Origin of the sequence: Phenylobacterium sp. (assembly GCF_030654915.1) — a bacterium.
GTDB lineage: Bacteria > Pseudomonadota > Alphaproteobacteria > Caulobacterales > Caulobacteraceae > Phenylobacterium.
In genome coordinates, this window is the sequence record NZ_JAURWM010000145.1 from 1 (window position 1) to 25,556 (window position 25,556).

The window sequence follows — 25,556 nt, forward strand, 5'->3', positions numbered from 1 at the left end:
GGCGTGTGTTTCAGCATGGCGGCTTCGATTTCCGGGGTCAGGACCTTGGCCAGGGCGCCGGTCTTGATGGCGCCCGGCGCGATGGCGTTGACGCGGATGTCGGCGGCGCCCAGGTCGAAGGCGACGTTGCGGGTCACGTGAGTGACCGCGGCTTTCGACGAGCCGTAGGCGGCCATCCTGGTGTTCTTGTTCTCGCCGGCCATCGACGAGATGTTGAGGATCGCGCCGCCGCCGGCCTGCTGCATGTGCGGCGCGGCGAGCTGCATGAGGCGGAAGGCGGCGAAGACGTTGAGCTGGTAGGCCCACTCGAAGTCGCTCATCGGCATGTCGAACGGCTTGGGTCCGCCGCCGCCGGCGTTGTTCACCAGGATCGACAGCTTGCCGAAGGTTCGCACCGCCGCCTCGATGGCGGCCGCGCGGTGGGCTTCGTCGGTCACGTTGCATTCCAGGCCGATGGCCCGGCCGCCCGCCTGGTTGATGACGCTGGCCGCCTCTTCGGCCTGATCCAATTTGAGGTCGGTCACCACGACGGCGGCGCCCGCCTGGGCGAAGGTTTCGGCGATCGCTCGGCCGATGCCGGCGGCGGCGCCGGTCACCAGGGCGACTTCGCCGTCCAGTCGAAACACGCTGTCCATGGTGCTGGAGCCTTCTGCTTCTGATTGAGCCTACGCCCGAAACGCCTGCTCGGGCGGTCTGGCTCCCCTGGTCGGTCGCGGGCCGTTTCCCTTCCGCCACGGAGCGCGGCTAAGAACCGCCTGGTGGCATGTCGGGGAAGCGGTCTTGGATCAGTCTGACTATCTGGAGTTCGATGCGGTGGGGCTGGCCGGGCTGATCGCGCGGCGCGAGGTCAGTGCGGGCGAGGTGCTGGAGGCGGCCTTGGCGCGGATGGCCGCTGTTAATCCGGCGATCAACGCGGTGGTCTATTCGAACGCGGCCGAGGCGCGGGCGGACGCGGCGCGGCCCAAGGGCGCCGGGCCGCTGGCCGGGGTTCCGATGCTGGTGAAGGACTATGCCGCCCATGTGAAGGGTTGGCCGACCTCGGCCGGGTCGCAGTTGTTTGCAGATGATGTCGCCGGGGGCGACGCGCCGATCGTGGCGGCCTATCGCCGGGCGGGGCTGGTGATTTTCGGCAAGACCAATCTGCCCGAGCTGGGGCTGGACGCGACGACCGAGCCGGACCTGCACGGGCCGACGCGCAATCCCTGGGACCTGTCGCGGACGGCGGGGGGATCTTCGGGCGGCTCGGCGGCGGCGGTGGCGGCGGGGATCGTGCCGGCCGCCCATGCCAGCGACGCCGGAGGATCGATCCGCATCCCGGCCGCGTGCTGCGGGCTGTTCGGGTTCAAGCCGGCGCGGGGGCGGGTGTCGTTCGCGCCGGTCAGCGACGGGCTGGCCGGGTTCGACGTGCAGCATGCGGTGACCCGTTCAGTGCGCGATTCCGCCGCCTTGCTGGACGCGGTGTGCGGGCCGTTGGCGGGCGATCCCTATCACGCGCCGGCGCCCGAGCGGCCCTATCTGGACGAGGTGGCGCGGGCGCCGGGGCGGCTGCGGGTGGCGTTCACGACCGGGGCTTTCGAGGCGGGCGAGATTTCGGAGAGCTGCCGCGCGGCGGTGATGGATGTCGCGCGCTTGCTGGAGGGGCTGGGGCACGAGGTCGAGGAGGCCGCGATGCCTGACGGGTTGGGCGAGGCGGTCGCGGCCTCGGGCCTGGTGATGGCGGGCCATATCGCCGCCGACCTGGACGACCGCGCCCAGCAGATCGGACGGGCCATCGGGGCCGGGGATGTCGAGCCGATGACCCTCGCGCGCTATGAGCATAGCCGCTCGGCCAGCGCCGCGGACTATGTGCGTGGGCTGCGGACGGTGCACGCCTATGGCCGTCAGGTCGCGGCGATGTTCACGCGGTTCGACGTGCTGCTGACCTCGACCCTGGGGTCGGCGCCGATCCGCATCGGGGCCTTGCAGGGCGTGGCGCCGGGCGCGGGCGGGGTGGCGCGGCGGGCGTTCATGCCCAATACGCGGATCTTCAACCTGACCGGCCAACCGGCGATGAGCATGCCGCTGGCCTGGAGCGAGGAGGGGCTGCCGATCGGGCTGCAGTTCGTCGGCAGGATGGGGGACGAGGCGACGCTGTTCCGGTTGGCCGGGCAGTTGGAGCGGGCCAGGCCCTGGGCGGGACGTCGGCCGCCGGGGCCGTGATGTTCTGGTTTTGTTCTTGACGATCTAGAAAGCTCGTGAGAGGCTTTGAGCCTGTCGCGGTCTGATGGGGTCTGGATGCCTGCCAATTTTCCACCGTTGGGACGGGCCGGCGTTCGGGCCGCTGTGCGTTATTCACCTGAGCTGGGGCGGGAGATCTGTCGGCGGCTGGCGGCGGGCGAGAGCCAGCACGCCCTGGCGCGCGAGCCGGGGATGCCGTCGCGGCGGACCTTTGGTGACTGGGCGGCGCGCGAGCCTGAGTTCGGGGCGGCCTATGAGGCGGCCAAGCTGGTCGGACGGGCGCGGCGCATCGCCCTGGATCGGCAGGCCGACCAGCCGCGGCTGTGGCGCAAGATGCTGACCCGGCAGGGGCGGCGGGGCGGCAGCGTGTCGCCCTATACGCCGGAGCTGGGGGAGGCGATCTGCCTGCGGATCGCGGGCGGGGAGAGCGTGCTGGCGATCGGGGCCGATCCGGCCATGCCGTGCAGCGTGACCATCTATAACTGGGCGCGGCGCGACGACGATTTCCGCGAGATGTACCTGCGGGCCAAGGACATGGCCGCCGACCTGTTGTTCGACCTGAGCCGCGAGATCGCCATGGAGGCGACCGAGGCCAGCGTGCGGTCGGACCGGCTGCGGATCGAGACCCTGCGCTGGCACACCGCGATGCTGGCGCCCAAGAAGTACGGGACGCGCCGGGCGCTGGAGCCCGAGGCGGGGGAGGGCGCGGGCGCGGCGGGGCTACAACCGTTCACGGTGCTGATCCAGCGGTTCGCCGATGTCGAGGGTGGGCCGCAGTTCACCGACCAGGACGGGAACGAGGTGGAGCGGCCAATCGGGGCGTGAAGGCGGCGGCCAGATTTCAGGTCGGCGACAGGGTGAAAAATTGGCGGCATGACAGCGACGGAAGGTCGCCGTTCATCCGTTTTACTATAGCCCTCGTGGCCAAGCTGCTTCTCCCCCCTCCCGATCTTCCAGAGTCCAGGATTGCCGTTTTGAGTTCCGTTCCCAACCACGGCCGCGCCCCGGCCGGCCTGATCCTTCGTCTGCTCGCCGGCGCGGCGTCGCTGGCCCTGATGGCGGGGGCGGCCCAGGCCCAGACCACCGAGCATGACGAGGACACCGAGGTCGAGGAGTTCGTGGTCAGCGGCACGCGCAACCTGCCGGGCGCGGTGATCGGCGATATCGCTCCGGAACTGAGCATCTCGCCGCGCGAGATCCGCGCCTATGGGGCGGGCACGGTGACCGAGCTGCTGGACGCCTTGGCGCCGCAGACGACCAGCGGCCAGGGCGGCGGGCGGCCGGTGGTGCTGATCAACGGGGCGCGGACCTCCGGCTTCTCCGAGATCCGCGACCTGCCGACCGAGGCCATCGCGCGGGTGGATATCCTGCCCGAGGAGGTCTCGCTGAAATACGGCTATCCCGCCGAGCAGAAGGTGGTGAACATCGTGCTGCGCCAGCGTTTCCGCGCCTGGCTGGCCGAGGGGATCGGTCAGGCGCCGACCCAGTCCGGCGGCGGCCAGAGCGTGGCGGCGCATGGCGGGCTGCTGAAGATCGAGAAGGGGCGGCGGCTGACGCTCGACGCCAAGGTCACGCAGGTCGAACCGATCCTGGAGAGCGAGCGCGACGTGGTGGACGGCGAGGGCGCGTTCCGCACCCTGGCGCCGGGCTCCACCGACGTGACGCTGAACGCCGTGCTGGCCCAGCCGCTGGGCCGGGGCGTGCAAGGCACGGTCAACGGGACGTTCCAGTCGACTGACACCAAGTCGCGGCTCGGCCAGTCGTCGGCCACCGGCGAGCCGCTGATCCGCAAATCGCAGGTCGAGGACGGCCGCCTGGCCGGGGTGCTGAGCGGCGCCTATGCCGGCTGGCAGTGGTCGACCACCGCCGAGGTCTCGCGCGATGTGTCGAAGTCGAACACCGACCGGGCGCTGGCGGCCCTGGCCTATACCGACTGGACGCGGGCGGTGACCACCTCGGCCCAGACCGACATCGTCCTGAACCGCGCGTTCGGGGACTTGCCGGCCGGGCAGATCAGCTCGACCCTGACGGGGCGGCTCTCGACGATGGAGTTGGAGAGCGACGCGCTGCGGGCGGGCTTGACCCAATCGAGCGATCTGACGCGCAACATCGGCCAGGTGCAGGCCAGCTTCGACGTGCCGCTGACCCGGGCCGGCGAGGGGCTGGGCGAGAAGATCGGCAAGGTGTCGGGCAACCTCAATCTGGGCCTGCAGAACCTGTCGGACTTCGGCGACCTGGCGACGGTGGGCGGCGGGCTGAACTGGACGCCGGTGAAGCCGCTGCGGGTGATGGGCTCGTTCAGCCGCACCGACCAGGCGCCGACCATGAACCAGCTGGGTGACCCGGTGACGGCGACGCCGGGCGTGCGGGTGTTCGACTTCGCGCGCGGCGAGACCGTCGAGGTGATCCGGGTCACCGGCGGTTCGCGCGACCTGGACGGCGGCCAGCGGGACGTCCTGAAGCTGGGCTTCAGCTACAAGCCGTTCGAGAAGACCAATCTGAACTTCCAGGCCAACTACGTCTCGACGCGGACCGAGGACGCGGTGGTGGCGTTCCCCTCGGCCTCGACCCAGGTGGAGGCCGCCTTCCCCGAGCGCTTCCGGCGCGACGCCGACGGGGTGCTGGTGCAGGTCGACGCCCGGCCGGTGAACTTCGCGCGGCAGTCGCGGGACGAACTGCGCTGGGGCTTCACCTATTCGCGGCCCGTGGGGCCGACCCCGACGCCGGAGCAGATCTCGGCCATGCGCCGGGCGCGCGCTGAGGCCGCCGGCGGCCAGGGCGCGGCGACGACGCCAGGCCAGCCGCCGCGCGAGGGCCAGCCGCCAACGGGCGAGCGGCCGCCGCGCGAGGGCGGCGGTCCTCCTCCTCCGTCGGCCGGCGGTGCTGGGCCAGGCGGGTTTTCCGGAGGTCCGGGTGGCGGCGGGCGTGGCGGCGGGGGTGGGTTCGGAGGCTTCGGCGGCGGTGGTCCGCGCGGCGGGGTGTTCCAGGTCGGCCTCTATCACACGCTGGCGTTCCGCGACGACGTGCTGATCCGGCCAGGCCTGCCGAAGCTCGACCTGCTGGACGGGGGCGCGCTGGGCGCGGGCGGCGGTTCGCCCCGCCACCAGATCGACTTGCAGACCAACTACACCCGGGCCGGGCTCGGCGTGGCGATGAACGCCAAGTGGCAGAGCGCCACCCATGTCGACGGCGGGACGGCGTCCGAGGACCTGGAGTTCGAGGACTTCGCCACGGTGAACCTGCGGCTGTTCGCCGACCTCGGCCAGCAGCCCATCGCCCGCGAGCACAGGTGGCTGCGCGGCGCCCGCGCGACGCTGTCCATCACCAACCTGTTCGACAGCCGCCAGGACGTCCGCACCCCGGCCGGGATCACCCCGATCAGCTACCAGCCCGACATCATGGACCCGGTCGGCCGCTCGGTGCGGCTGACGGTGCGCAAGCTGATCTTCTGAGTCCCAGCCAAGCTTGCCCGACGCCAGGCCTGAGCCTAGGGTCGGGTAAGTTTACAACATAAAGGGATGGAAAGCCGATGAGCGCAGCGGTGGATTCGATGCCGGCGAAGGATCGTTCGGACGAGGTTCTGTACGAGGTGTCCGACGCGATCGCGACCCTGACCCTCAATCGCCCCGAGCGGTTGAACACCATCTCGGGGCCGATGCTGGCCCGGCTGACCCAACTGCTGATCAAGGCCAATGAGGACCCGGAGGTGCGGGTCATCGTGCTGACCGGCACGGGCCGCGCCTTCTGCGCCGGGCTCGACCTGGTGGACGCCACCCAAGGCTCGGGCATCGGCTCGGACAAGCAGGTCTCGACGGTGTCGGTGAACCTCGACCTGCGCAACACCCCGCCGACGGTGCTGTTCGCCTGCGACAAGCCGACCATCTGCTCGCTGAACGGCTCGGCGGCCGGCTATGGCCTGGACACGGCGATGGGCTGCGACATCCGCATCGCCGGCGAGAGCGCCAAGATGGCCGCCGCCTTCGTCAAGCGCGGGGTGGTGCCGGAGTCCGGCGGGACCTGGATCCTGCCGCGGCTGCTGGGCTGGTCGAAGGCCGCCGAGCTGATCTTCACCGGCCGCACGCTGTCGGCGCGCGAGAGCCTGGAGCTGGGCTTGGTGAGCCATGTGGTTCCCGACGCCGAACTGGCCGCCAAGACCCGTGAAATCGCCCTGGAGATGGCGGCCAATGCGCCGCTGGCGGTGCAGTCGGCCAAGCGGCTGATGCGGATGGGCCTGACCGAGACGTTCAACGACCATGTCCACCACGTCTATCTGCAGTTCCTGCAACTGATCCGGACCAGCGATTTCAAGGAGGGGATGACCTCGTTCCTGGAAAAGCGGCCGGCCGACTTCCAGGGGCGCTAACCGGCGCCGCCCCTATCGCCCAGGCAGGTCCGCCCTTCCCCGTATTCATGGGGGAGGGAGACTGCCGCAGACCGGACTCATGGAAAGTCTGAGACGGGTGGTTTGCGGACGCGGGCGTCGGGGCCGAGAACGAGGCCCGCCGCGAGGGGCAGGGCGCGGGTCCACTCGCGCTAAACGCGATTTGGTCGAGACTAGCTCTTGGCGGCTGCGGCGAAGCTTTGCACGATATCGACCCAGCGGGCGGAGGCGCGGCATGTTCGACTACTTCAGCGATCATGAGCGCGGCGCCAGGGCGCGCACCTCAGAGATCATCGACGCCAGGACGTGGGCGGCGCTGCACAGCCTCATCGAGACCGGCATTGAGGACGGCTCGTTCGGTTATCGTTTCCCACTGTCCTGTTCGGATTCGCCGACCCTTGGGTGCGGAACGGACATTCGCGCCTTTGCGACTAGACTGGCGGGCGAGATCCCGAACCTGGACCTGCCGCTCGAGGCGCACACGCTCCCTGAAACGATCGATATCGTCGACCTGCTGGAGTTTTGCGCCAAAGCGGTTGGCGAGCCGGCGAAGGGCAGCTGGCACGACTATATGCGCCACTACCACCTGACCTGGGACCGGCACCCTGGCTTGGCGCGTTTCGTGGACGACGTGAACCTGATCCTCGCCCGCAACGGGGTGGCCTTCGAGCTCAGCACCACAGGCCAGGCTCAGCGTCTTCTTCCGCCGCATCTGGGGCAGTTGTTGACGACCGCCGCCTTCCGAACGGGGGAAGCTCACACCGACGCGCTACTCGAGGACGCGCGCCGGCGGTTCCTGGCACCGCGGCAGGAGGATCGTCGCGATGGCCTGGAGAAGCTCTTGGACGCCTTCGAGCGCATCAAGACTTTGGACAGTAACGACAAGCGCGCGTCGGCCGATGCGCTGCTGGATCGCGCCGCTCGGCCAGGCTCCAAGCTTAGGGTAGTGCTGGCTATCGAGGCCAAGGCGCTAACCGATATCGGAAACACCCATCGCATCCGCCATTCGGAAGTAAGCCAGGAACCGTTGGAGACGTCTTTCCAGGTCGACTACGTCTTCCTGCGCCTCTTCGCCTTCATCCACTTGGTGCTCACGGCGAGCGGGCGGCTGGGATGAGACCGATACGCACGGGATATGTCGTCAGAGGCTATGCCGCGCCCGGGGTCTATTGGCGCACGCCCCTGGTGACGCCGACCGCCGCCTACCTTCCCAGCGACGAGGTGATCCTCACCGCTTGCAGGGTCGAGCCATTCCGGCACGGTGATGCCCCCTACAGCGAGTTCGATCACCCGTCGGTGGAGGAGTTTCGCCTTTTGGCGGCGCTCGCGCTGGCGGTCGACTATGACGATGGGCTCGTGCGGTTGCAGCCCCTATCGTCCACGCTCCTGATAGAGACAGACGACCTGGCGCTGGATCGACCTTCAGTTCAGGACGAGGTCCGACGCGCGCTGGTCGGGCAATGGCAAATGCAGTCGTTCAGACATGAGGGCCCTTATCCGCCCTACCCGCCCGGCGCTTACGACTTCAGGTCTGATGCGGCACCGACCGCTCTCCAAAGGCGCCTGTTCGACGCCGTCGATCTTGACGACCACCTCATCACTCGCGGCCTGCGCACGCTTCTGCGGGCTCAAATGCTTTCCACCCATCCCCTCTACGCGGAAGAGGCCATCTATCCGCTCCACGTCGCGCTGGACGCGAGCCACTCCTTGTTCCGCCGGCAGATGGAGGCCGAGGGCCACCCCAATCCTTCATCGAAGGATGTCGCCAGGCGGTTCGAGCAGGTGTTCTCAGAGCCGGCCACGGGAGAGGCCTACTTCAATGACTACTACTCCGATCGGGTCATGGCCCAACACCCCTTGAGCCGATACGGCTCGGCGCCCTACGTGCCGGTGACGCACAGTCACGCGATATGGCTCTTTAAGGCGTTGCGGGAGGTCTATCGCTACTTCCTGCTCGGGGAGGTGATCCCGTCCTGCCAGTCCCTAGCGGACCGATAGGAATCCACGCGCGGTCTCCACATAGCCGGCGCTTCGGCCGACCATCGCCAGCGTAGGCGATCACGACAGCCAAGCCCACGATCAGCCAAGCATAATGTCCGCTGAGGGGTCGGAAGCGGCTGTTGGGCTGGCGTCGATAATCGGGCCCTGGCCTCATGGTTGAGGGGGCGTTTGCGATGGCGCTCAGAGAGGTTGCGAGGCGAGCCGCGATTTGCCGGGGGGAGCGATGTGCATCGTTCCGAGTTCCGTAGGTTGTGGATCGGGAACAAGACCACACGCCGGCTTCGAAACGAAAGGAACGCGCAATGGCGAAGAACACGATCTGTCTCTGGTTCGACAACGACGCCGAGGCGGCCGCCCGATTCTACGCCGAGACCTTTCCGGACAGCGCGGTCAGCGCCGTGCGGCGCGCGCCAAGCGACTATCCGTCCGGCAAGAAGGGCGACGTGCTGACCGTCGAGTTCACGGTCGCCGGCATTCCTTGCCTTGGCCTGAATGGCGGACCGGCCTTCAAGCATGACGAAGCCTTCTCGTTCCAGATCGCCACCGACGATCAGGAGGAGACCGACCGTTACTGGAACGCCATCGTCGACAATGGCGGCCAGGAGAGCGCCTGCGGGTGGTGCAAGGACCGCTGGGGGCTTTCCTGGCAAATCACCCCGCGCGTCCTGACCGAGGCGATGGCGGCGGGCGGCGACGAAGCCAGGCGCGCGTTTGAAGCCATGATGAACATGACCAAGATCGACGTCGCGGCGATCGACGCGGCGCGGCGCGGTTAAGGCGCCGCCGCGTTCCGGACGCGGGCTCGGCCGGAAGTTCGTGGCGGTCCAGGGCCGGGCGATCAGCCGGTCGATGGGCGGCCGGTGAAGACCGCGAGTTGCGCGTCGAAGGCGCGCTGGTAGGCGGGACGTGCTTCGCCGCGGGCGATGTAGGCGCAGAGGTTCGGGCGTTCCTCCAGCAGACCCGACCCGGCCAATCGGCGCAGCACGGTCACCATCAGCAGATCGCCGGCGCTGAACTCATCGTCAAGCCAGTCGGTGTCGCCAAGCCGACTGGAGAGCTGGTCCAGTTGGACGCGCACGCGCCCCTCGATGATCGGCAGGCGCTCATTGTACCAGGGCTTGTCGCGCTCGATGAGCGTGGCCATGGAGCGCTCGACGATAGGCGGTTCGACCGTGCTGAGCGCGGCGAACATCCAGGTGACGGCGCGCGCCCGGGCGTTCGCGTCGCCGGGCAGCAGGCCGGCATGGTGCTGGGCGATGTGGAGGACGATCGCGCCGGACTCGAAGAGGACGAGATCGCCGTCTTCATAGGTCGGGATCTGGCCGAACGGATGAAGCGCACGGTGGGCCGGCTCCTTCATCGCGGCGAACGACAGGAGCCGGACGTCGTAGGCTTGGCCCACCTCCTCGAGCGCCCAGCGAACCCCCATGTCGCGCGCTAGCCCCCGGCCGCGATCAGGTGAAGTTTCGAAGGCGGTGATGGTGATGGTCATCGGCGAACTCCGAACAGCCGCACGATCACCCAGCGGCGCCATCGTTGACAATAGGAAGCCGAACGATGTGGCCCCGAGCTGGCGCCTAGGCGGTCGCCATGGCCAGGGCGGCCGCCGCGAGACTGGCCGGTTCGAACACCAGGCCGTCGGCGCCGGCGGCCTCCAGTTCCTCCTGGGTCCCGTAACCCCAGAGGACGCCGAGGGCGCGCATCTTGTTCGCATGCGCTCCCGTGACGTCGAAGCCGCGGTCGCCGACCATCACGCAACGGCTCGGCGCCAGCCCATGGCGTTCGACGATGTGAGCGATAAGCTCAGGCTTGTGGTCCAGGGCGCCGCCAGGCTCCGAGCCATGGATGGCGCTGAAGGCGTCATCGAGGCCGATATGTTCGAGAATGCGCTGGGCGAACTCCCGACGTTTTGACGTCGCCAGGATAAGCTGGGCTCCGGCGTCCCGCAGGGCGCGCAACGCCTCAGCGACGCCAGGGTAGGGCAGGCTGGCGAACAGCCCGCGCTGCCCGTAATCGGCGCGATAGGCGGCCACCGCCTCGGTCACCCGATCGTCCCCGTACCGTTCCAGCAGCCACCGCATGACGTCCTCGATCGGCGGGCCGATGAGCGCAGACAGGTCGCCAAAGGGCTCGGGCGCATGCCCCAGGGCGCGGAGCGCCGCATGGCAGCTGGACAGGATGCCCGGTTCTGAATCGATGAGCGTGCCGTCGAGATCCAAGAGCACGGTGGGAGCGGGCGAGAGCATGGCTGAGCTTAGCGCATGTTGCTGGGCGATCTACCGGCCGCGCCTATCGCTGCGAGGCGCCGGCGGTTCCTTTCACGAACAGCAGGTCCGACCAGCGCCAGTCGTTTTCGCCGAGCACCAGCCGGGCCGAGCCGGAGCCGTCCTTGAGCGAGACCACGACGAGGCCGCGCACCCGCTCCTTGCGGCAGGCCTCCGGCGCGAAGCCGATCTCCCACATCATCGCCTCGCGGACCGCGGCCAGGCCGCCGCCCTCCTGGCCCGGGTGACGGACCCAGCCGCCGTTCCAGACCATGATCGCCTTGCCGCGATGGACCTGGGTGACCGCGCTCTGGACCATCGGGTCCTTGCGCAGCGCCCGTTGCAGCCGCGCCAGCATGTCGCAATCGCCGCCGGCTTGGCCTGAGCCCGCGCCAGAACCGCCGCCTGAACCGGAGCCAGCGGTCGCCGCCCCGGCCAGCTGGGCCTCGCTGACCTCGACGGCGGTGTCGGCGGCGGGGGCCTCGGCGGCTGGCAGCGGCTTGACGTCGGGCGGGGCCGGCAGAAGCGCCTTGCGGGCCTTGACCGGGCTGCGCTTGGGCGGCGTCGGCTCGGGGACCGGCGGCGTAGGCGTGACGGGGGCGGGCGGCTCTGGCGCCGGATCAGGCGCCGGGACGGGGATCGGGACCGGAGCCGGGGGCGGGACCAGGAAGCGTGGGGCCACCAGCTCCACCAACATCGGCTCGGAGACCACGGCCATCGGCGGCGATGGCGCTGCGTTGAGCAGCGCCAGCACGATCAGCCCGTGGCCTGCGAGGCTGGCCGCCGCGGTCAGGGGACGGCGCCGTTTCGCGAGCACGCGGCGGGTTCGCGCCGTGAAGCTTAGAGGGTCGCTCACGGCGCGCGTCCGACAGGCGCCGCTAGGCCAGGACGATCAGGACGACGCGGCGGTTGGCCTCGCGGCCGGCCTTGCCGGCGCCTTCGCCGGCCGGCGAGTCGGCGCCGTAGGAGATGGTGGCGATACGGTTGAGCGCCACGCCCTGCTTGCTCAGATAGCGACGCACCGCCTCGGCGCGGGCCTCGCCCAGGCGATAGGCGCCGGCCTTGCCTTCGGCCGCGTCAGTGTGGCCCTGGACCTCGATATAGACGTTGCGGTTGTCGCCCTTCAGCTTGCTGACGAAGGCGTCGAGCCGGGCCTGTGCCTCGGGCGACAAGGTCGCCTTGCCGGCGGCGAACTTGATGCTGTCGTCCGACAGCATCGGGGCATAGACGAACTTGCCCTGCGCCAGCTTGCCGGCGGCGTCGGCGCGTTGCAGCGCCTCGCGCGCCGTGGCGTCGACGCCCTGGATGCGGGTTTCATGGCCGTCGACGCGGGCGGAGACCACTCCCACCTGCTCGTTGACAAAATCCTTGGTGGCGCAGCCCGCCAGGCTGGCGGCGCCCAACAAGATCGCTCCGGTGATCGCAAATTTCGGCATGTTCAGCAGCATGAGAAGTCCCTCCAATTGGGTTCATTCGAACCGTAGTTATTCCCTCAAGGAGCGACTCCATCGGGTCCGAAGAGGGCGGATTGTGGGCGTAGCTTGGCTGTAGGGCCGCCTGATCGGCCGTGACAGGCGAGGTCAAGGCGGTGCAGGCTTCGTCGCGGCGAGGCGGCGGCAGGGGGGATCGATGGACTTCATAAAATTCGTCAGGTCGCTGGAGGAGTTCCTCTACGAGGTCCTGGCCTGGATCCTGTTCTACCCGCGCACGCTGTGGATGGTGGCCGCCCATCCGATTCGCTCGCTGCAGTACACGGTCTCCGAAGAGCGGGAGATACAGGACGAGCAGTACACCGACACGGTGAGCCCGCCGCTGTTCCTGATGCTGACCCTCAGCATCGCGCACCTGATCGAGATGGCCGCGCATGTGCGGCTGCCGTCGGACCTGGCGGGGCCGTTCGGCCAGCTGATGGCGTCCGACCAGAACCTGCTGATCTTTCGTTCGCTGCTGTTCGCGCTGTTCCCGCTGATGTTGGCCGCCGAGCAGGTGGCGCTGAGCGGCCAGCCGCTGACCCGCCAGAGCCTGCGCACGCCCTTCTTCGGCCAGTGCTACGTCGGCTCGCTCCTGACCCTGTTGCTGAGCATCGCCTCCATCGTGGCGCGGATGCCGACAATCGGGGCCGTCGGCTGGGTGATCATGGCGGCGGCCTTCGCCTGGTATGCGAGCGTCCAGGCTGTGTGGTTCTCGGTCAATTACGGTCTGTCGCCGGTGCGGAGCGCGGCCCTGGCGCTGCGCGCGCTCTTCAAGGCGGTGACGATCGTCGCCTTGGCGGGGGTGATCATCGCATTTGGCGGCGCATGAGGCGCATTGGCGCCGAACGTGAACCTTGGAGCCGGTCAGAACGTTAGGTGTCCCAGCACTGCACGCATGTCGTGCGCCGGGACCCTGACTTGGAGGGCTGTGGCGTGAATTTCAGGATGCGAACCGCGGCCGTGGCCGCATTGGGCCTGGCCCTGATCGGCGGCCCTGGCGCGCAAGCCGCGCCGTTCGATGCGATCAGCTTCCGCAAGGGCGAGAGCGCCCTGGTCTATGATGTCGGCAGCGTCACACGCGACGGGATCAACGCCCACGCCTGGGTCTATCAGATCGTCCGCACGCCGATGGACGGGGCGAGCATGGTGGCGACCTATCGGGAATTTGGCTGCGACATGGGGCGCACGCGCGATATCTCGCGCCGGTTCGTGTCCCCGGCCGGGGTGACGCTGCGCGCGGTGGAGACGCCGGGCGAGTGGCAGACCGTGAACCCGGGCGACGACCGCTTCGACCTGCTGGACAAGGTCTGCGCCGGCAAGCCGACGCGGGTCTCGGGCCAGAGCATGTCGATCTTCGACTTCCAGGCGGTGGTCCGCGACGCGCTGATGAATGGACCGAAATAGAACGACGGCCCCGCCGATCGACGAGGCCGCGTCCTGCCCTAAGCCGTCGCTACGCTAGCAGGCGTACTGACGGGTGATGGTCGAGGGCCGGCCGCTGTAGCGGTCGTAGACGCGTTCGCGGCTGGTGCAGACCCGCGGGGCGTAGGCGTAGCGATCTTGGCCATAGCCGTAGGGAGCGGCGTACCCGCCGCCGCCATAGTAGGGCTGCTGATAGCCGTTGCCGTAGTAGCTGTTGCCGTAGGCGCCGGGGTAGCCCTGCTGTTGATAGCCGTTGTCGTAATAGTAGGACGAGTTGCGCTTGTTGCTGTTGGAGCTGGCGACGGCCGCCCCGATCGCCAAGCCGACAATCCCGGCGGCGATGGCTATGCCGGCGTCGTTGTTGTTGCTCTTGTGGCGGTTGGAATAGCGGTAAGGCTCGGCCTGGGCCGGGCCGGCGACGGCCGCGACGCTACCGGCGATCGTTAGGGCCGCCACTGCTGCAGTAAGTATCTTGTTCATGCTGACCTCCTTCCGGCTTTGTCCAGATGAGGATGGCCGGGGTTCAGGAGACACTTTCTCAATGTCAGGCTGAATGCAGGCTGAATGGGCCTGAAAAGCTGAAAAAGGCGAGGAAACCACCTTCCTCCCCGCCGTGTCATCGGCGCGCCTTGATGGCGCCATACGGGTCTCGCTAATGGCGCGCCCCGCATTTGGGCGACCTTGATGGAGTGCTTCGTGATCAAACTTCCCATGGCGATCCTGGTGGCGGCGCTGGGGCTGGCGGCCTGCCAGCCGGGCGAGAAGAGCGCGGGCGGAGCCCAGGGCGGCGACCCCTATGCCGGGCTCGACGGCGCCATCAAGACTTGGCACGCACAGATCAAGGCGACCGACGCCCAGTGCAAGGACCGGTCGGAAGGCCAGCAGTGCCAGGGCTTCGCGGTGGCCTGCAAGGGCGAGCGGCCGATCACGTCGGACGAGGCGGCCCAGGGCATGACCGCCAAGGTGGCGGTGGCCATGGGCTGGGAAGGCTGGGACCCCAAGCGCGCGGAATACCGCTCGGCCTCGAGCACGTCGGAGTTCCAGAAGGTCGGCGGCGCGTGGAAGCGGCTGGCCACCGGTCCGGTGAACCTTTCGACCTGCGTGGCGTCCTAAGGCAGGCTCAGACCTGGCGGCGCGTATAGGGCGCTAGCGCCGGGTCGTCGGCGACGCAGGCCAGCAGCCAGTCGCGGAAGGCCCTGATCTTCGGCGCGCGGGCGCGGTCGGCTGGATAGGCCAGCCAATAGCCGTCGTCGTAGTGGGCGTAGATCTCGAACGGCGTGACGATCCGGCCGGCGGCGATGTCGCCGGCGAAGAAGAACGGGCAGGCCAGGGCGATCCCCTGGCCGCCGATGGCCGAGGCGACCTCCAGGGTCTGGCTGTCGCCGGTCAGGCGCGGGGGCGCGGCGTTCTCCCGTCGCGGCCCGACGCCGGCGGCGGCGAACCAGACCTCCCATTCCTCCGGCACGCCGATCAGCGGGGCGCTCAGGAGGTCCTCAGGCCGGGTCAGGCCGCCCAGCCGCTCGCGCATGGCCGGCGTGCAGACCGGGGTATGGATGTTGGGGAACAGGTAGTCGGTGGCCAGGCCCGGCCAGTTTCCCGACCCGCTGCGCAGGGCGACGTCGACGTTCTCGCGGGCCAGATCGACGAGGCGCGCGGAGGTGTCCAGCCGGACGGCGATCTGCGGGTGCTGGAGCTGGAAGGAGCCGATCCGGGGGGCCAGCCACTGGTTGGCGACGGTGGTGAACGAGGTGATGGCCAGCACGCCTTCCTCGGTCTCGCTGAGGTCGGTCAGGGCGGTGCGCAGGATGGTCATGGCCTGGGTCGCCGCATGCGACAGCCGCTCACCCGAGCCGGTCAGGGCCACTTCGCGCGGCAGCCGCAGGAACAGGGCCTGGTCCAGCCGGCGCTCCAGCGCCTTCACCTGCCAACTGACCGCGGCCTGGCTGATCCCCAGCTCCTCGGCCGCGCGGGTGAAGCTCTTCAGGCGGGCGGCCGCCTCGAAGACCCGGATGGCGTTGAGCGGGATGGATGAGAGGATGTCTGGCATAAGCTGAGTTTATGTATGCAGCAGGAACACGCGTTTGTCATCATCCCTCGCCCCGCCGATATTCCGTTTTCTGAAACGGATTTTGAGGAGCGAGGAGATGGAAGAGCTGCACAGGTTGCATAAGGACGTTCCCTTTGGCTGGGTCGTCTGGCTGCAAGAGGTTTTCGCCGAACGGGCGCGTAAGGCCTCGCTCCGCGACCGACCCGCGCCGGTCACGCCGATGGGCCCGCAACCTTGCGACCTGCACCATCTCGCGGGACCGCATTAGGCGGGCGTTCTTGCTTGACCGCCTCGTCGTGATGATCGGTCTCGGCGGCGCTGGTTCAGGGCGTCGGCTGTGCTTGGGCGGGGATGAGCGCGTTGTCGATCTCGTCGGCGCGCAGGGCGGCGGGGCGCTGCAGGTGGCCCTCCACATAGGTCTCGAACGCCGGGCGCTTTTCGATTGTGCCGAAGTTCATCCCCCAGGACAGGTGGGAGGCGAGGTAGAGGTCGGCGGCCGTAAAGCCGTCTCCGACGAGATGGGCGCGGTCTTTGACCGCCCCCTCGACGGCGCCCAGGACGTCCTCCATGCAGCCGAAACCCAACGAGCTACGTTGCTCGTTCGTCGGTTCCAGGTTCACCACCTTGGCGCCCACGGCCTGCTCGATCGGCCCAGCCCCGAAGAACAGCCAGCGATAGTAGGGACCGCGTAGCCGACTGTGCGCGGGGGGCGCGAGACCGGCTTTGGGGAATGCGTCGGCGAGGTATGCGCAGATGGCGGCGCACTCGGTGACGACCACCCCGTCATGGACTATGGCGGGCACCTTGCCCATGGGATTGATGGCGAGGTAGTCGGCGGCCTTCGCTTCTCCGGTCTCCCAGCGCAGGATTCTGGTCTCATAAGGCTGACCGACCTCTTCGAGCATCCAGCGGATGATGCGGCCACGCGACATGGGGTTGGTGTAGAAAACGAGGTCGGACATGGTCGGCTCCAGTTGATTGCGACGACATATCCCGAGGCTGCTGACAGCGGTCTGGCAGCAGCCGCTCTCGGCTGACGCCGATTATGGATGTCTCAGTTGGGTCGGGAGCGGAAACACGCCCACGGCCCACCCGCATTCTCCTTGCCCGCAAGCGGCCTTTCGCGATGTCTGCGAGGGGTGGTGAGCGGACCTCGCTCGCGACACCAGCCAGCGGCCGCGCCCGCGAGTTCCGAGATCCGCTAGATGACCGGCCCGTTAGCCAGCCTTCCTTTCCCGGTCGTTCAACTCTTTCAACTGTTCAGCCTCCATCGCCTTTGGCGTGGGGCGCGCCTCTTCGTCGGCGATCCAGCGGACTCGCTGCTTTTCGCCCAAAACTGTGGCGGTACAGCCAAAGCTCCAGCCGTCTCCTCCATGTTGGGCGGAATTGTACTCATATTGGTAGACGATCTGGGAAGCAGTGGCAGTGGCAGTCGCGTTTGCGCACCAGTTGGTGTTGCTTCGGCCGTTGTCCCAATCTCGATGGACGCTCGCGGAAACTGTTGACGTCTTTATCGCCCATTTGAATCACGCTCCGCTTGCGGAAGCAACCAGGTTTGGGGTGATGTAGTGCTTCGTCCGTTGCGAAAATATTCTTTGTACCAAGTAATTGGGGGCAGCGGTTCAGTTTCGGTGATCAAGCGGATGCGTGGTGGGAGGTAGGCGTCGGCGGCGCCATCGGTCGCTGCAATTGTCACCGCAGCGGGAGTCCACGCATCTGGAAGTGTGATATTGGACCGACACCCGACCGCTTGGACGATTTTCTTTCCTTTCTTGAAGCAAGAAGGATCGGAGGACGCTCGCAGGTCGACGCCCGGAATTGTGATGTTGCTGGAAAGTTTAGTCTTGTACTTGTTGCCTTGAGGGAACCAGTCGATGATCAGCGTCGCCAGCTGAGCATTGCGAAGTTCGAACCGCACAGCGAGTCCGCCGGCACCGTTTTTGATGCAGTTCGTCCAAGCGTTGAGAACTGCCGAGTCACCGGAAACAAGGACAGTCTGCGTTTCATTAATCTGCGTGATGCGCTGAAAATTGGTGCTGTCGATGCTGGCCTTCTTGGCTTCATAAGCTGACTGGTCGTAGCTCAGTGTACCCATGACCATTTCGCCAAGCGGAATGCCGGCGCCGAGACTCTGATCCGTTTTAGATGACTCGTAGGTCGATTGGAGAAATCGCGTGTAGACGATTTGCTGATAGTAGCTGTTATTTCGCATCATGCTGTAGCTGAACGTACCGCCACGAAGCACCGCATTGCAGTCATTTACTTGGGCTGTTGCCACCCCGCCCGCGCTCAAAGCTATGCCAATCACAGGCAACGCTATTCTCAACCAATTCATTCAGCCACCCCCCCCAGGACACCGGAACCATCTCCGCGTGCATTTACAAGGCTAAGCTTCCAGGTTGTACCCAGGATGTGAAGCCCAAAAAACACTGTTCCGAGCGCTTAGAATGGCGGGCTAGCATCGCGAGCGGGCCCAGCTCCCGTCAGCTAAGGGTGCTTAGCGGTCGCTCGGGCTCGATCGCCATCCAGCTTTGACGAGCCACTCCTGCCTTTCCGCCGCGTGTCTGGCGAGGTCGGTAGGTCGATTCTCGGGCCGAAGGCGCGCTCGATACTTCGTCAGCGACTCCTTCAGGCTCGGCAGGCCGATCTTGGCCCTTCGGTCATCGACCGATACGGGATCCTGAATCGGCACTGGGCTCATTTCGCCAGCATCATCCCAGTCGAACTGGGTGCCGTAGATCTGTGGTAGCCCCTCGAACATGCGGATGCGATCGAGCAGCATGGCTGGCTGCCACGGAGGAGCACTCCCGGCGTCGGCTGCTTCCTGAAGATGAGTCAGGCATGCCTTCTGGAAGGCCGGGCGGCTGATGGCGTGTTGAACGATTAGCCAAGCTGCTTCCGCGCCATCGGGTCCGACGATCTCCGACGTGGGCCACCCGTATGTCGGGATAATTTCGGCAAGCCGATCAGCGTTGCTTTCGTGTAACGCCTGCATTTCGGGATGATAGCCCTCAAAGAGCGCCCCCTCGGCGATCAGCCTTTTACGAGTGAGCCGGTCTTTTTCAGCGAGTGCGATGAGGTTCTTTCGCAGATCTTCCGACATCGTGCCCTCCGGACAACGCAAGAAGTTCACCTGAAGGAGGAAAGTCTGCAACGGGTCGATTTTGGCCGTAAGCTCCGGCACCGAGAACGGACATTGGCTCTCAAGCCGAAGAGCAGACGTCTCATACGGCGGCAAGGGGTGGAAAGCGGCGGTTCCAGACGAGACTGGATCCAAGCCATCATCCAGGCAGGCCCTCGATCTGCGGAACGTCTTCGAGGCTGCGGTCCCATTCTGCTCTGCTTGCGACGCAGACGTGGGCGTCAGGCCGAACATCGATTGCGCTATCGAGGCTGCCTGCAGGAACCACCAGCAGCGCTCCGTCCAGCTGCACGGTCGGAACAGCCGAGCCGCAGACCGAGCAAAAGCCCTTCACATGCCTTGTCGAAGGAACCTGAAACGTCCTGACCCTGGTCTCTCCGGAGCGCCACTCGATTTTCGCGCTCAACGAGAACAGGTTGGCTGCGTGCGCTGACCCAGTGTCCTTCTGGCAACGACCACAGTGGCAGAGGAAGAAGTGATCGAAGTCGCCGGCGATCTCGAAGCGTACTTCGCCGCAAAGACAGGATCCCTGGTGCTTGATCATGGCCTCCTGTGCCCAAGCGCGACCTTGAAGGCAAGTGTCCGCTAAGGGTCGAAAGCGGTCATCACCGCGCCGCGCCGAAGCGGACCTCAACCACCTTGCCGGGAGCAGCGCTCGCCATGGCTTCATGTTGAGTGGAAGGCGGAGCTCGCCACCATCTAGCTTCACTATAAAAGGAACACTACGAACAGCCGTCACCGACGTGCATCGTCGAGGCGTTTGCCTGTGCGTTCGCAACGGTGGCAATTTGGTCGCGCGCTGAACAAGCCCAGCGCGAAGCGATTGGATATGGCGCCGCAGGGGTCTCGCTGGCGCTGGGTTTCGACTAAGGAGATTTCGGTGAGGCTAGTCGCCATTCTCGGCCTGCTGGCGGTCGTATCGGTTCCCGCGGCCGCGCTCGCCGCCGAGTACGCCTACATCGCGCCGTCGTCCGTCATGTGCCGCGAGGAGGGCTACCCATCCTCCGCGATCGTCGAGAACCTGAAGCGCGGGATGCAGGTCACGGTTATCGAGAGGGTGGATCAATGGGCCAATATCGAGCGAGGTGACCAGACTTGCTGGGTCACCCGTCGCGACCTGTCGCCGAATTGCCCGTTCGCCTCACCTGTCGCCGCCCCGCCCGCCAAGGCCAGCCGCATGAGCAGGGCGGCCAAGCCGCCAGCGCCGGCTGGGATGCTCCGGTGACGGTCGTTGATGGGGAGCTTGAAGGACCCCGCTAAGGGCGCCGACCTTTACTCGGCTGGGGCTTTTGGCTGCACGGCGCGCTTGGGCGGCTCGCGCTTGGCCACGCTGAGCAGGGCCGCCCCGACGAGGGCGGAGACCAGGGAGCCGGCCAGCACGCCCACCTTCACTTCGTCCTGCAGGGCTGGGTCGGGGAAGGCGAGCAGGCCGATGAACAGGCTCATGGTGAAGCCGATGCCGCACAGGACGGCCACGCCGTAGAGCTGGGGCCAGGAGGCGGCGACGGGAAGGTCGGCGATCCGGAGTTTGATCGCCAGGGCGGCTGTGCCGAAGACTCCCACCTGCTTGCCCACGAACAGGCCGAGCGCCACGCCAAGGGTGACGGGCTCGAGCAGCACGCCGGCGCTCATCCCGGCGAACGAGACGCCGGCGTTGGCGAAGCCGAACACCGGCACGATCAAGAACGCCACCCACGGGTTCAAGCCATGCTCCAGCCGGTGCAAAGGCGAGGTCATGTCGTCGGGCGCCGCCTTGGAGCGGCGCAGGGGAATGGTCAGAGCCAGCACCACGCCGGCCACGGTGGCGTGCACGCCCGAGAGCAGCACCAGCCACCACAGGGCCGCGCCGATCACGAGGTAGGGCGCCAGTTGGGCGATCTTCAGTCGGTTGAAGCCGATCAGCAGCAGGGTGGCCACGCCGGCGCCGCCGAGCGCGGCGTGGTTCAGCTCCGCCGTATAGAAGACGGCGATCACCAGCACGGCCACCAGGTCGTCGACGATGGCCAAGGTGGCCAGAAACACCTTCAGGCTGGTGGGGACCCGCGAGCCCAGCAGGGACAGGACGCCTAGCGCGAAGGCGATGTCGGTGGCCGTCGGGATGGCCCAACCGCGCAGGGTGTCGGGCTGGCCGGCATTGACGGCGGCATAGATCAGGCCAGGGACGATCACCCCGCCGGCCGCGGCGATCCCGGGGAGCGCGCGGTTCGCCCAGGTCGAGAGCTGGCCGTCCAGGAACTCGCGCTTTATCTCAAGGCCGACAAACAGGAAGAACAGGGCCATCAGCCCGTCGTTGATCCAGTGGAGCACGTCGAGCCCGCCCAAGGGGGCGTGGAGAAGCTTGAAATAGCTATCTGACAGCGGTGAGTTGGCGACGAAGAGGGCCAGCACGGCCGCAGCCATCAGGAGCAGACCGCCCGCGGCCCCGCTGTCGAGGAACTCGCGGAGGATAGACGGGCGGCGAGCGGGTTTGGACATGGCGCGGTTCTCCGCGCTGGCGGCCCGACCAACGTTAAACCTGACCGGCCGATATGGCCGAGCACCCGGTGCGGGCTATCGCATCAGCGGGGCGTGGTCACAAGCTCAACCGGCGCGGCGACGTCAAAAGGGCGCCTCAGGGCAGTCGCCGTTAAGGCGGCGATCGCTACTCGGCCGGGTCGAGGTCTTGGAAATAGGGCTCGACGGTTCCCTGCAGCTTCACCGTCATGGCGTTGCCGTTGCGGTCGACGGTCTTGCCGACGCTGAGCCGCACCCAGCCTTCGCTGACGCAGTACTCATCGACATTGGTCTTTTCGACGCCCTTGAAGCGCACGCCGACGCCGCGTTCGAGCGCGGCGGCGTCATGATGGGGGCTGGCCGGGTTGACGGACAGGCGGTCGGGCGGGGTCTGGGCGTCGCTCATGTCGCCCGATTAGCGTTCCTGGGCCAGATTGCCAATGCTCGATCGGCGAGCGACCCAGGCCGATGGCCCTCGCCGGTGAGGGCGAGGGCGTCGGAGGTTATTTCTTCTCGATGGCTTCGGCGGTCGCGTCGGCCTGCTTTTCGACGGCGTCGGCCTGGGCGCGCACGGCGTCGGCGCTCTTTTCGCCCTGGGCTTCGACGGCGGCGCTTTGACCCTCGGTGCGGGCCTCGATGCCATCGGCCTTCTGTTCGAGCGCGTCAGCCTTCATTTCACCCTGGGCCTCCACGGCGTCGGCTTGGGCGTCGGCGACCTTGTCGGCGGGCTTGCTGCAAGCAGCCAGGGAAAGGGCGGCGACGGAGGCGAGGGCGAGAACGGTGAAGCGCATGGAGAGCATCCTTTGAGTGGTTACAGGGGGCTTAAGCGCGCGAACGCCGATTCCGTTCATTCGGCGCGACGATCGGCGTCAACACCGCCTTAAGTTCGTGGCCCGCAGAGTTGATCGGCCCTCTCGTTTCGAGGGCGTTTGCGACCTGGAGGTCGGCATGTCGGTGACGAGGACGTCCAGCATCCGCCGCAGCAGCGATCACTTCGAGCCGGAGGCGTCGCTCGATCCCCAGGCCCAGCGTCGTCTGCGCGGCCAGATCGAGCAGATCGACTACACCGTCTACGCCTCGAACCGCGAGGTGATCGGCCAGGTGCTCGGACAGGCCGACGCGGCGAAGTTCCAGAAGCTGGCGGTCGGCGCGGCCCTGGCGCGGGCGCAATGGGTGGCGCAGGCCCTGGCCCTAACCGAGACGCCCCATCCGCTGAGCGCCGAGCAGACCACCAAGCTTGCGCACATGCGCGCGGCCTATGAGGAACTGACCGAGGCCTATGAGGCCATGCGCCGGATGGTGGAGCGGGGCTACCTGACCTTCGGGGCCTAGGCCTGGCTCTCAGGTGTTCCGCCCATTGCGCCGCTGATCATGCCTGATAGCGGTGAAGGCGGGCGCGTCGGACAGTGGGGGCCATTCCCATAGCCCCAGAGGCGATCGATGTCCCCTGAATCTAGGAAGTTGCATATCGCCCCGGCGATGCCCACCGACATGGGCACGATGCGGACGATCATGGCCGCGGACCGGACCCTGATGGCCTGGACCCGCACCTCGATGTCGATGCTCAGTTTCGGCTTCACCATCTACAAGTTCCTCGAAGGCGCGGCCCAGCAGAACATGCTGCCGCGCTCCAGCACGCCGCAGGACGTGGGGCTGTTCCTGGCCGGGATGGGGACGCTGTCGATGGTGCTGGGGGTATTCAGCTATTGGGCGACGATGAAGGAGCTGCGGCGGACCGAGGAGTTCCGTCTGGGCCGCCCGACCTTGCTGATCTCGGCCATCATGACCATCGCCGGGGTCGCAATGTTCGTGGGGATCGCCTCGCGGGTGATTTGAGCGCCGCGAATTCCGATTGGTCGCGGCGGTGTCCGGGTTGAGCGAACGCTGCTCGGCTTGCGAAGTCCGCCGCGCCACAGCCGCGGGGAGAGATTAGCAAAGAGGAAATCCCCGTGACCCATGTGACAAGCCCCGCCCCGCGCGGGCGTGCTTTCAGCCTGCCTGGCCTGGCCCTGGCGGGCGCTCTACTCCTGGCCGCCCATCCGGCGAGCGCCGCCGTCATCACCACCTTGCCGGAGGGCGTGGCCCAACCCATCGTCGGAACCAACCGCCCGAACGTCAACCACCCGGTGGCCTTCGGCGATGGCGTGACTTACCAGGCCAAGACCTCGGCTGGAGAGCAGGCCTCGTCCGTCTTCGGCGCGACCGGTACCTATAGCTTCGCCAATTCGGGATACTGGTCGGGCACGCCCTATGCGGCCATCGGACTGCAAACCGCCATCATGAGCTTCAGCTTCGCCGATCCGGTGTCGGCGGCTCTGGCGGAGTTCAACTGGGCGCGGGCGCCGAACAGTCCGGCGTTGACGTTCCGGGCCTACAATAGCGCCGGCAAGTTGCTGGAAAGCCTAAGCTTCGCGGCCGACGATCCGGCCCATACAACCGGCTTCTACGGGTTCCAGCGGGCTTCGAACGACATCAGCCGCTTCGAGGTCGAGGGCTATTGGGTCGGGACGCGCAATCTCTCGACCTTCACCGGCGCGGTCTCGGCGGTGCCGGAACCGGCGACCTGGGCGATGATGATCATCGGTTTCGGCGCGGCCGGCGCGGCGATCCGCCGTCGTCGTGACGCGTTCGCGGTTGCATGACCCATACTGAAAGGCCCGCCTCCATCGCTGGAGGCGGGCCATTTTCCTAGACGATCAGCCGCGTGTCGCCCGGGGGGGCGGCGAGGATGGCGGCGACGCCGTGCAGGGCCTGCGCCAGCACCGCCTGCTTGGCCGGACCGCCGAGTGATATCCGCAGGCCGCCTCGATGGACCGGCCCGGCCGCGAAGGCGTCGGCGGTGACCAGCGACAAACCTCGGAGGTGGGCGACCTCGCGCAGCCGCTCGCCCGGCCAGTGGTCGGGGAGATCGAGCCAGAGATGGATGCCGTCCGCCTCGCCCTGGGCCTGGGGCAGGATCGCGCGGGCGATGGCCTGGCGCTCGGCGGCCTCGGCGCGGATCGCGGCCAGCAGCCGTTCGGCCGCGCCCTCGCGGATCCAGGCGGTGGCGATGGCGGCGGTCAGCGGCGAGGCCATCAGCGAGATCGCCCGCAACGCTTCGGCTAGGTCGCGGGCGGCGGCTGGACTGGGGGCGGCGACGAAGGCGGTGCGCAGGCCCGGCGACAGGCACTTCGAGGTGGTGGCGACATACCAGGTCAGGTCCGGCGCGAAGGTGGCGAGGGCGGGCAGGGGCTCGGTCGGCAGACGGCCGTAGGCGTCGTCCTCGATGAGCGCCACTCCGGCGGCGCGGGCGATCGCCGCGATCTGCCGGCGGCGCTCCAGTCCCATGGTCGTGGCGGTGGGGTTCTGCAGGGTGGGGATGCAGTAGATCGCCTTGGGACGTTCTTCGGCGCAGAGGCGGGTCAGGTCCTCGGGCGCGAAGCCCTGGCTGTCGACCGGGCAGGCGATCAGCCGCAGGCCCAGGTGGGCCGCCAGGGCGCGGACGCCGGGATAGGTGAGGGGCTCGACGATCAGGGCCTCGCCCCGGCGCATGGTCATGCCGAGGATCGTCGCCAGCGCGGTCTGGGCGCCCGGCGTGATCAGCATGCGCTCTGGCGAGACCTCGCCCAGGCAGGGCGCGAGCCAGGCCGCGGCGGCGGCCTTCTGGGCGATGGAGCCGGCGCCGGGATGGTAGGCCATCAGGGCCTGGGCGTCGGTGCGTTCGAGCACCGCGCGGGCGGTCTCCTTCAGCAGGGCGGCGAAGTTCAAGCCCTTGGGCGGCGGCGGCAGGTTCATGCTGAGGTCGACCATCCCGACCTCATCGTCGGCTGGGCGGCCGGCGACGAAGGTGCCGCGGCCGACCGCGCCCTCGACCAGGCCCTTGGCGCGGGCGGCGCTGTAGGCGCGGGTGACGGTGGTGAAATCGACGCCGAGCACGCCGGCCACGGTGCGTTGCGGCGGCAGTTGTTCGCCGGGTTGGAGCTCGCCCTCGCCGATGGCGGTCTCAAGCGCGCGCAGGATGGCGAGATAGATCGGGCCGTCCTCGCGATCGACGCGGCGCAGCCAACGAGCGGTGGTCAATTCGGGCGCCACGGTTGCCTTTCCCCGTCAATGTCCATACATTGGTATAAGAATGTAG

Annotated in this window: 30 protein-coding genes; 15 read left to right on the top strand and 15 right to left on the bottom strand. The window is 67.6% G+C overall.

The window, feature by feature from the left end; genetic code table 11:
* Positions 1-635: SDR family NAD(P)-dependent oxidoreductase (locus tag Q7T84_RS07370; protein WP_304807257.1), on the bottom strand; the 635-nt coding region annotated here is incomplete at its 3' end.
* Positions 636-780: 145 nt separating this feature from the next.
* On the opposite strand from Q7T84_RS07370, the gene Q7T84_RS07375 reads away from it, so the two are divergent.
* The 7 genes from Q7T84_RS07375 to Q7T84_RS07405 all read left to right on the top strand — a co-directional run bounded on the left by Q7T84_RS07375 (position 781) and on the right by Q7T84_RS07405 (position 9,375).
* Positions 781-2,199: an amidase gene (locus tag Q7T84_RS07375; RefSeq protein ID WP_304807259.1), complete on the top strand. Its 1,419-nt coding sequence runs from the start codon at positions 781-783 to the stop codon at positions 2,197-2,199.
* 123 nt (positions 2,200-2,322) lie between these two features.
* On the top strand, positions 2,323-3,042 hold the full coding sequence (locus tag Q7T84_RS07380) for a hypothetical protein (RefSeq protein WP_304807261.1): 720 nt from the start codon (positions 2,323-2,325) through the stop codon (positions 3,040-3,042).
* Between the two features lie 149 nt (positions 3,043-3,191).
* Positions 3,192-5,669: a TonB-dependent receptor gene (locus Q7T84_RS07385; protein ID WP_304807264.1), complete on the top strand. Its 2,478-nt coding sequence runs from the start codon at positions 3,192-3,194 to the stop codon at positions 5,667-5,669.
* Between the two features lie 77 nt (positions 5,670-5,746).
* Positions 5,747-6,580, top strand: coding sequence for an enoyl-CoA hydratase/isomerase family protein (locus Q7T84_RS07390; RefSeq protein ID WP_304807266.1), 834 nt, complete (start codon positions 5,747-5,749; stop codon positions 6,578-6,580).
* A gap of 253 nt (positions 6,581-6,833) precedes the next feature.
* Positions 6,834-7,715 carry a hypothetical protein gene (locus tag Q7T84_RS07395; RefSeq protein ID WP_304807267.1) on the top strand — a complete coding sequence of 294 codons (882 nt, stop codon included), beginning with the start codon at positions 6,834-6,836 and terminating at the stop codon, positions 7,713-7,715.
* A 68-nt stretch (positions 7,716-7,783) separates the two neighbouring features.
* A complete protein-coding gene (locus Q7T84_RS07400) occupies positions 7,784-8,596 on the top strand; it encodes a hypothetical protein (RefSeq protein ID WP_304807268.1) in 813 nt (270 codons plus the stop codon).
* 305 nt (positions 8,597-8,901) lie between these two features.
* Entirely contained in the window at positions 8,902-9,375 is a 474-nt protein-coding gene (locus Q7T84_RS07405) for a VOC family protein (RefSeq protein ID WP_304807270.1), read from the top strand.
* 62 nt (positions 9,376-9,437) lie between these two features.
* Here the strand turns inward: Q7T84_RS07405 and Q7T84_RS07410 are convergent, their stop codons facing one another.
* The 4 genes from Q7T84_RS07410 to Q7T84_RS07425 form a co-directional block, all read right to left on the bottom strand.
* Positions 9,438-10,091: a glutathione S-transferase family protein gene (locus Q7T84_RS07410; protein ID WP_304807272.1), complete on the bottom strand. Its 654-nt coding sequence runs from the start codon at positions 10,089-10,091 to the stop codon at positions 9,438-9,440.
* An 85-nt stretch (positions 10,092-10,176) separates the two neighbouring features.
* Positions 10,177-10,845, bottom strand: a complete 669-nt coding sequence (locus Q7T84_RS07415; protein WP_304807274.1) for an HAD family hydrolase — start codon at positions 10,843-10,845, stop codon at positions 10,177-10,179.
* Positions 10,846-10,888: 43 nt separating this feature from the next.
* Positions 10,889-11,719 (bottom strand): hypothetical protein, encoded by an 831-nt coding sequence (locus Q7T84_RS07420; RefSeq protein WP_304807276.1) that lies wholly within the window; start codon positions 11,717-11,719, stop codon positions 10,889-10,891.
* A gap of 22 nt (positions 11,720-11,741) precedes the next feature.
* Positions 11,742-12,311 carry an OmpA family protein gene (locus Q7T84_RS07425; protein ID WP_304807278.1) on the bottom strand — a complete coding sequence of 190 codons (570 nt, stop codon included), beginning with the start codon at positions 12,309-12,311 and terminating at the stop codon, positions 11,742-11,744.
* Positions 12,312-12,492: 181 nt separating this feature from the next.
* Between Q7T84_RS07425 and Q7T84_RS07430 the strand changes: the two genes are divergently transcribed.
* Both Q7T84_RS07430 and Q7T84_RS07435 read left to right on the top strand, forming a co-directional pair.
* Positions 12,493-13,164: a hypothetical protein gene (locus Q7T84_RS07430; protein WP_304807280.1), complete on the top strand. Its 672-nt coding sequence runs from the start codon at positions 12,493-12,495 to the stop codon at positions 13,162-13,164.
* A 104-nt stretch (positions 13,165-13,268) separates the two neighbouring features.
* Entirely contained in the window at positions 13,269-13,739 is a 471-nt protein-coding gene (locus Q7T84_RS07435; RefSeq protein ID WP_304807282.1) for a surface-adhesin E family protein, read from the top strand.
* Between the two features lie 54 nt (positions 13,740-13,793).
* On the opposite strand, the gene Q7T84_RS07440 is transcribed toward Q7T84_RS07435, so the two are convergent.
* Entirely contained in the window at positions 13,794-14,237 is a 444-nt protein-coding gene (locus Q7T84_RS07440) for a hypothetical protein (protein ID WP_304807284.1), read from the bottom strand.
* A gap of 216 nt (positions 14,238-14,453) precedes the next feature.
* Between Q7T84_RS07440 and Q7T84_RS07445 the strand changes: the two genes are divergently transcribed.
* Positions 14,454-14,870, top strand: coding sequence for a hypothetical protein (locus Q7T84_RS07445; RefSeq protein WP_304807286.1), 417 nt, complete (start codon positions 14,454-14,456; stop codon positions 14,868-14,870).
* A 7-nt stretch (positions 14,871-14,877) separates the two neighbouring features.
* On the opposite strand, the gene Q7T84_RS07450 is transcribed toward Q7T84_RS07445, so the two are convergent.
* Complete coding sequence (locus tag Q7T84_RS07450; RefSeq protein ID WP_304807289.1) at positions 14,878-15,804, bottom strand: LysR substrate-binding domain-containing protein; 927 nt, start codon at positions 15,802-15,804, stop codon at positions 14,878-14,880.
* Between the two features lie 97 nt (positions 15,805-15,901).
* On the opposite strand from Q7T84_RS07450, the gene Q7T84_RS07455 reads away from it, so the two are divergent.
* Positions 15,902-16,072, top strand: a complete 171-nt coding sequence (locus Q7T84_RS07455) for a hypothetical protein (protein ID WP_304807291.1) — start codon at positions 15,902-15,904, stop codon at positions 16,070-16,072.
* A gap of 55 nt (positions 16,073-16,127) precedes the next feature.
* Here Q7T84_RS07455 and Q7T84_RS07460 read toward each other — a convergent pair whose 3' ends face one another.
* From Q7T84_RS07460 to Q7T84_RS07475, 4 genes are all read right to left on the bottom strand, one after another.
* Positions 16,128-16,766 (bottom strand): glutathione S-transferase family protein, encoded by a 639-nt coding sequence (locus tag Q7T84_RS07460; RefSeq protein WP_304807294.1) that lies wholly within the window; start codon positions 16,764-16,766, stop codon positions 16,128-16,130.
* Between the two features lie 548 nt (positions 16,767-17,314).
* A complete protein-coding gene (locus tag Q7T84_RS07465; RefSeq protein ID WP_304807297.1) occupies positions 17,315-18,139 on the bottom strand; it encodes a hypothetical protein in 825 nt (274 codons plus the stop codon).
* 162 nt (positions 18,140-18,301) lie between these two features.
* On the bottom strand, positions 18,302-19,081 hold the full coding sequence (locus Q7T84_RS07470; protein WP_304807299.1) for a DUF6624 domain-containing protein: 780 nt from the start codon (positions 19,079-19,081) through the stop codon (positions 18,302-18,304).
* Between the two features lie 4 nt (positions 19,082-19,085).
* Positions 19,086-19,490 (bottom strand): GFA family protein, encoded by a 405-nt coding sequence (locus Q7T84_RS07475; protein ID WP_304807300.1) that lies wholly within the window; start codon positions 19,488-19,490, stop codon positions 19,086-19,088.
* Positions 19,491-19,826: 336 nt separating this feature from the next.
* On the opposite strand from Q7T84_RS07475, the gene Q7T84_RS07480 reads away from it, so the two are divergent.
* Positions 19,827-20,171: a hypothetical protein gene (locus Q7T84_RS07480; protein WP_304807302.1), complete on the top strand. Its 345-nt coding sequence runs from the start codon at positions 19,827-19,829 to the stop codon at positions 20,169-20,171.
* A gap of 47 nt (positions 20,172-20,218) precedes the next feature.
* Here the strand turns inward: Q7T84_RS07480 and nhaA are convergent, their stop codons facing one another.
* The 3 genes from nhaA to Q7T84_RS07495 all read right to left on the bottom strand — a co-directional run bounded on the left by nhaA (position 20,219) and on the right by Q7T84_RS07495 (position 22,230).
* Positions 20,219-21,421 carry a Na+/H+ antiporter NhaA gene (nhaA, locus tag Q7T84_RS07485; protein ID WP_304807304.1) on the bottom strand — a complete coding sequence of 401 codons (1,203 nt, stop codon included), beginning with the start codon at positions 21,419-21,421 and terminating at the stop codon, positions 20,219-20,221.
* A 166-nt stretch (positions 21,422-21,587) separates the two neighbouring features.
* On the bottom strand, positions 21,588-21,845 hold the full coding sequence (locus Q7T84_RS07490; RefSeq protein ID WP_304807307.1) for a DUF3297 family protein: 258 nt from the start codon (positions 21,843-21,845) through the stop codon (positions 21,588-21,590).
* A 97-nt stretch (positions 21,846-21,942) separates the two neighbouring features.
* Entirely contained in the window at positions 21,943-22,230 is a 288-nt protein-coding gene (locus Q7T84_RS07495; RefSeq protein ID WP_304807309.1) for a hypothetical protein, read from the bottom strand.
* 157 nt (positions 22,231-22,387) lie between these two features.
* Between Q7T84_RS07495 and Q7T84_RS07500 the strand changes: the two genes are divergently transcribed.
* The 3 genes from Q7T84_RS07500 (at position 22,388) to Q7T84_RS07510 (ending at position 24,081) form a co-directional block, all read left to right on the top strand.
* The gene (locus Q7T84_RS07500; RefSeq protein WP_304807311.1) at positions 22,388-22,771 is read left to right on the top strand and encodes a hypothetical protein; all 384 of its coding nucleotides are present in this window, start codon (positions 22,388-22,390) and stop codon (positions 22,769-22,771) included.
* Between the two features lie 108 nt (positions 22,772-22,879).
* Positions 22,880-23,275 (top strand): YidH family protein, encoded by a 396-nt coding sequence (locus Q7T84_RS07505; RefSeq protein WP_304807314.1) that lies wholly within the window; start codon positions 22,880-22,882, stop codon positions 23,273-23,275.
* 113 nt (positions 23,276-23,388) lie between these two features.
* The gene (locus tag Q7T84_RS07510) at positions 23,389-24,081 is read left to right on the top strand and encodes a PEPxxWA-CTERM sorting domain-containing protein (RefSeq protein ID WP_304807316.1); all 693 of its coding nucleotides are present in this window, start codon (positions 23,389-23,391) and stop codon (positions 24,079-24,081) included.
* Positions 24,082-24,127: 46 nt separating this feature from the next.
* On the opposite strand, the gene Q7T84_RS07515 is transcribed toward Q7T84_RS07510, so the two are convergent.
* Positions 24,128-25,510 carry a PLP-dependent aminotransferase family protein gene (locus Q7T84_RS07515; protein WP_304807318.1) on the bottom strand — a complete coding sequence of 461 codons (1,383 nt, stop codon included), beginning with the start codon at positions 25,508-25,510 and terminating at the stop codon, positions 24,128-24,130.
* Positions 25,511-25,556 lie beyond the last annotated feature (46 nt).

Bases quoted from the DNA above. Each gene is read 5' to 3' on its own strand.
- Q7T84_RS07430 (WP_304807280.1), top strand. From the start codon at position 12,493: ATGGACTTCATAAAATTCGTCAGGTCGCTGGAGGAGTTCCTCTACGAG.
- Q7T84_RS07495 (WP_304807309.1), bottom strand. From the start codon at position 22,230: ATGCGCTTCACCGTTCTCGCCCTCGCCTCCGTCGCCGCCCTTTCCCTG.
- Q7T84_RS07410 (WP_304807272.1), bottom strand. From the start codon at position 10,091: ATGACCATCACCATCACCGCCTTCGAAACTTCACCTGATCGCGGCCGG.
- Q7T84_RS07450 (WP_304807289.1), bottom strand. From the start codon at position 15,804: ATGCCAGACATCCTCTCATCCATCCCGCTCAACGCCATCCGGGTCTTC.
- Q7T84_RS07505 (WP_304807314.1), top strand. From the start codon at position 22,880: ATGTCCCCTGAATCTAGGAAGTTGCATATCGCCCCGGCGATGCCCACC.
- Q7T84_RS07440 (WP_304807284.1), bottom strand. From the start codon at position 14,237: ATGAACAAGATACTTACTGCAGCAGTGGCGGCCCTAACGATCGCCGGT.
- Q7T84_RS07415 (WP_304807274.1), bottom strand. From the start codon at position 10,845: ATGCTCTCGCCCGCTCCCACCGTGCTCTTGGATCTCGACGGCACGCTC.
- Q7T84_RS07500 (WP_304807311.1), top strand. From the start codon at position 22,388: ATGTCGGTGACGAGGACGTCCAGCATCCGCCGCAGCAGCGATCACTTC.
- Q7T84_RS07455 (WP_304807291.1), top strand. From the start codon at position 15,902: ATGGAAGAGCTGCACAGGTTGCATAAGGACGTTCCCTTTGGCTGGGTC.
- Q7T84_RS07460 (WP_304807294.1), bottom strand. From the start codon at position 16,766: ATGTCCGACCTCGTTTTCTACACCAACCCCATGTCGCGTGGCCGCATC.
- Q7T84_RS07425 (WP_304807278.1), bottom strand. From the start codon at position 12,311: ATGCTGCTGAACATGCCGAAATTTGCGATCACCGGAGCGATCTTGTTG.
- Q7T84_RS07395 (WP_304807267.1), top strand. From the start codon at position 6,834: ATGTTCGACTACTTCAGCGATCATGAGCGCGGCGCCAGGGCGCGCACC.
- Q7T84_RS07490 (WP_304807307.1), bottom strand. From the start codon at position 21,845: ATGAGCGACGCCCAGACCCCGCCCGACCGCCTGTCCGTCAACCCGGCC.
- Q7T84_RS07475 (WP_304807300.1), bottom strand. From the start codon at position 19,490: ATGATCAAGCACCAGGGATCCTGTCTTTGCGGCGAAGTACGCTTCGAG.
- Q7T84_RS07405 (WP_304807270.1), top strand. From the start codon at position 8,902: ATGGCGAAGAACACGATCTGTCTCTGGTTCGACAACGACGCCGAGGCG.
- Q7T84_RS07465 (WP_304807297.1), bottom strand. From the start codon at position 18,139: ATGAATTGGTTGAGAATAGCGTTGCCTGTGATTGGCATAGCTTTGAGC.
- Q7T84_RS07390 (WP_304807266.1), top strand. From the start codon at position 5,747: ATGAGCGCAGCGGTGGATTCGATGCCGGCGAAGGATCGTTCGGACGAG.
- nhaA (WP_304807304.1), bottom strand. From the start codon at position 21,421: ATGTCCAAACCCGCTCGCCGCCCGTCTATCCTCCGCGAGTTCCTCGAC.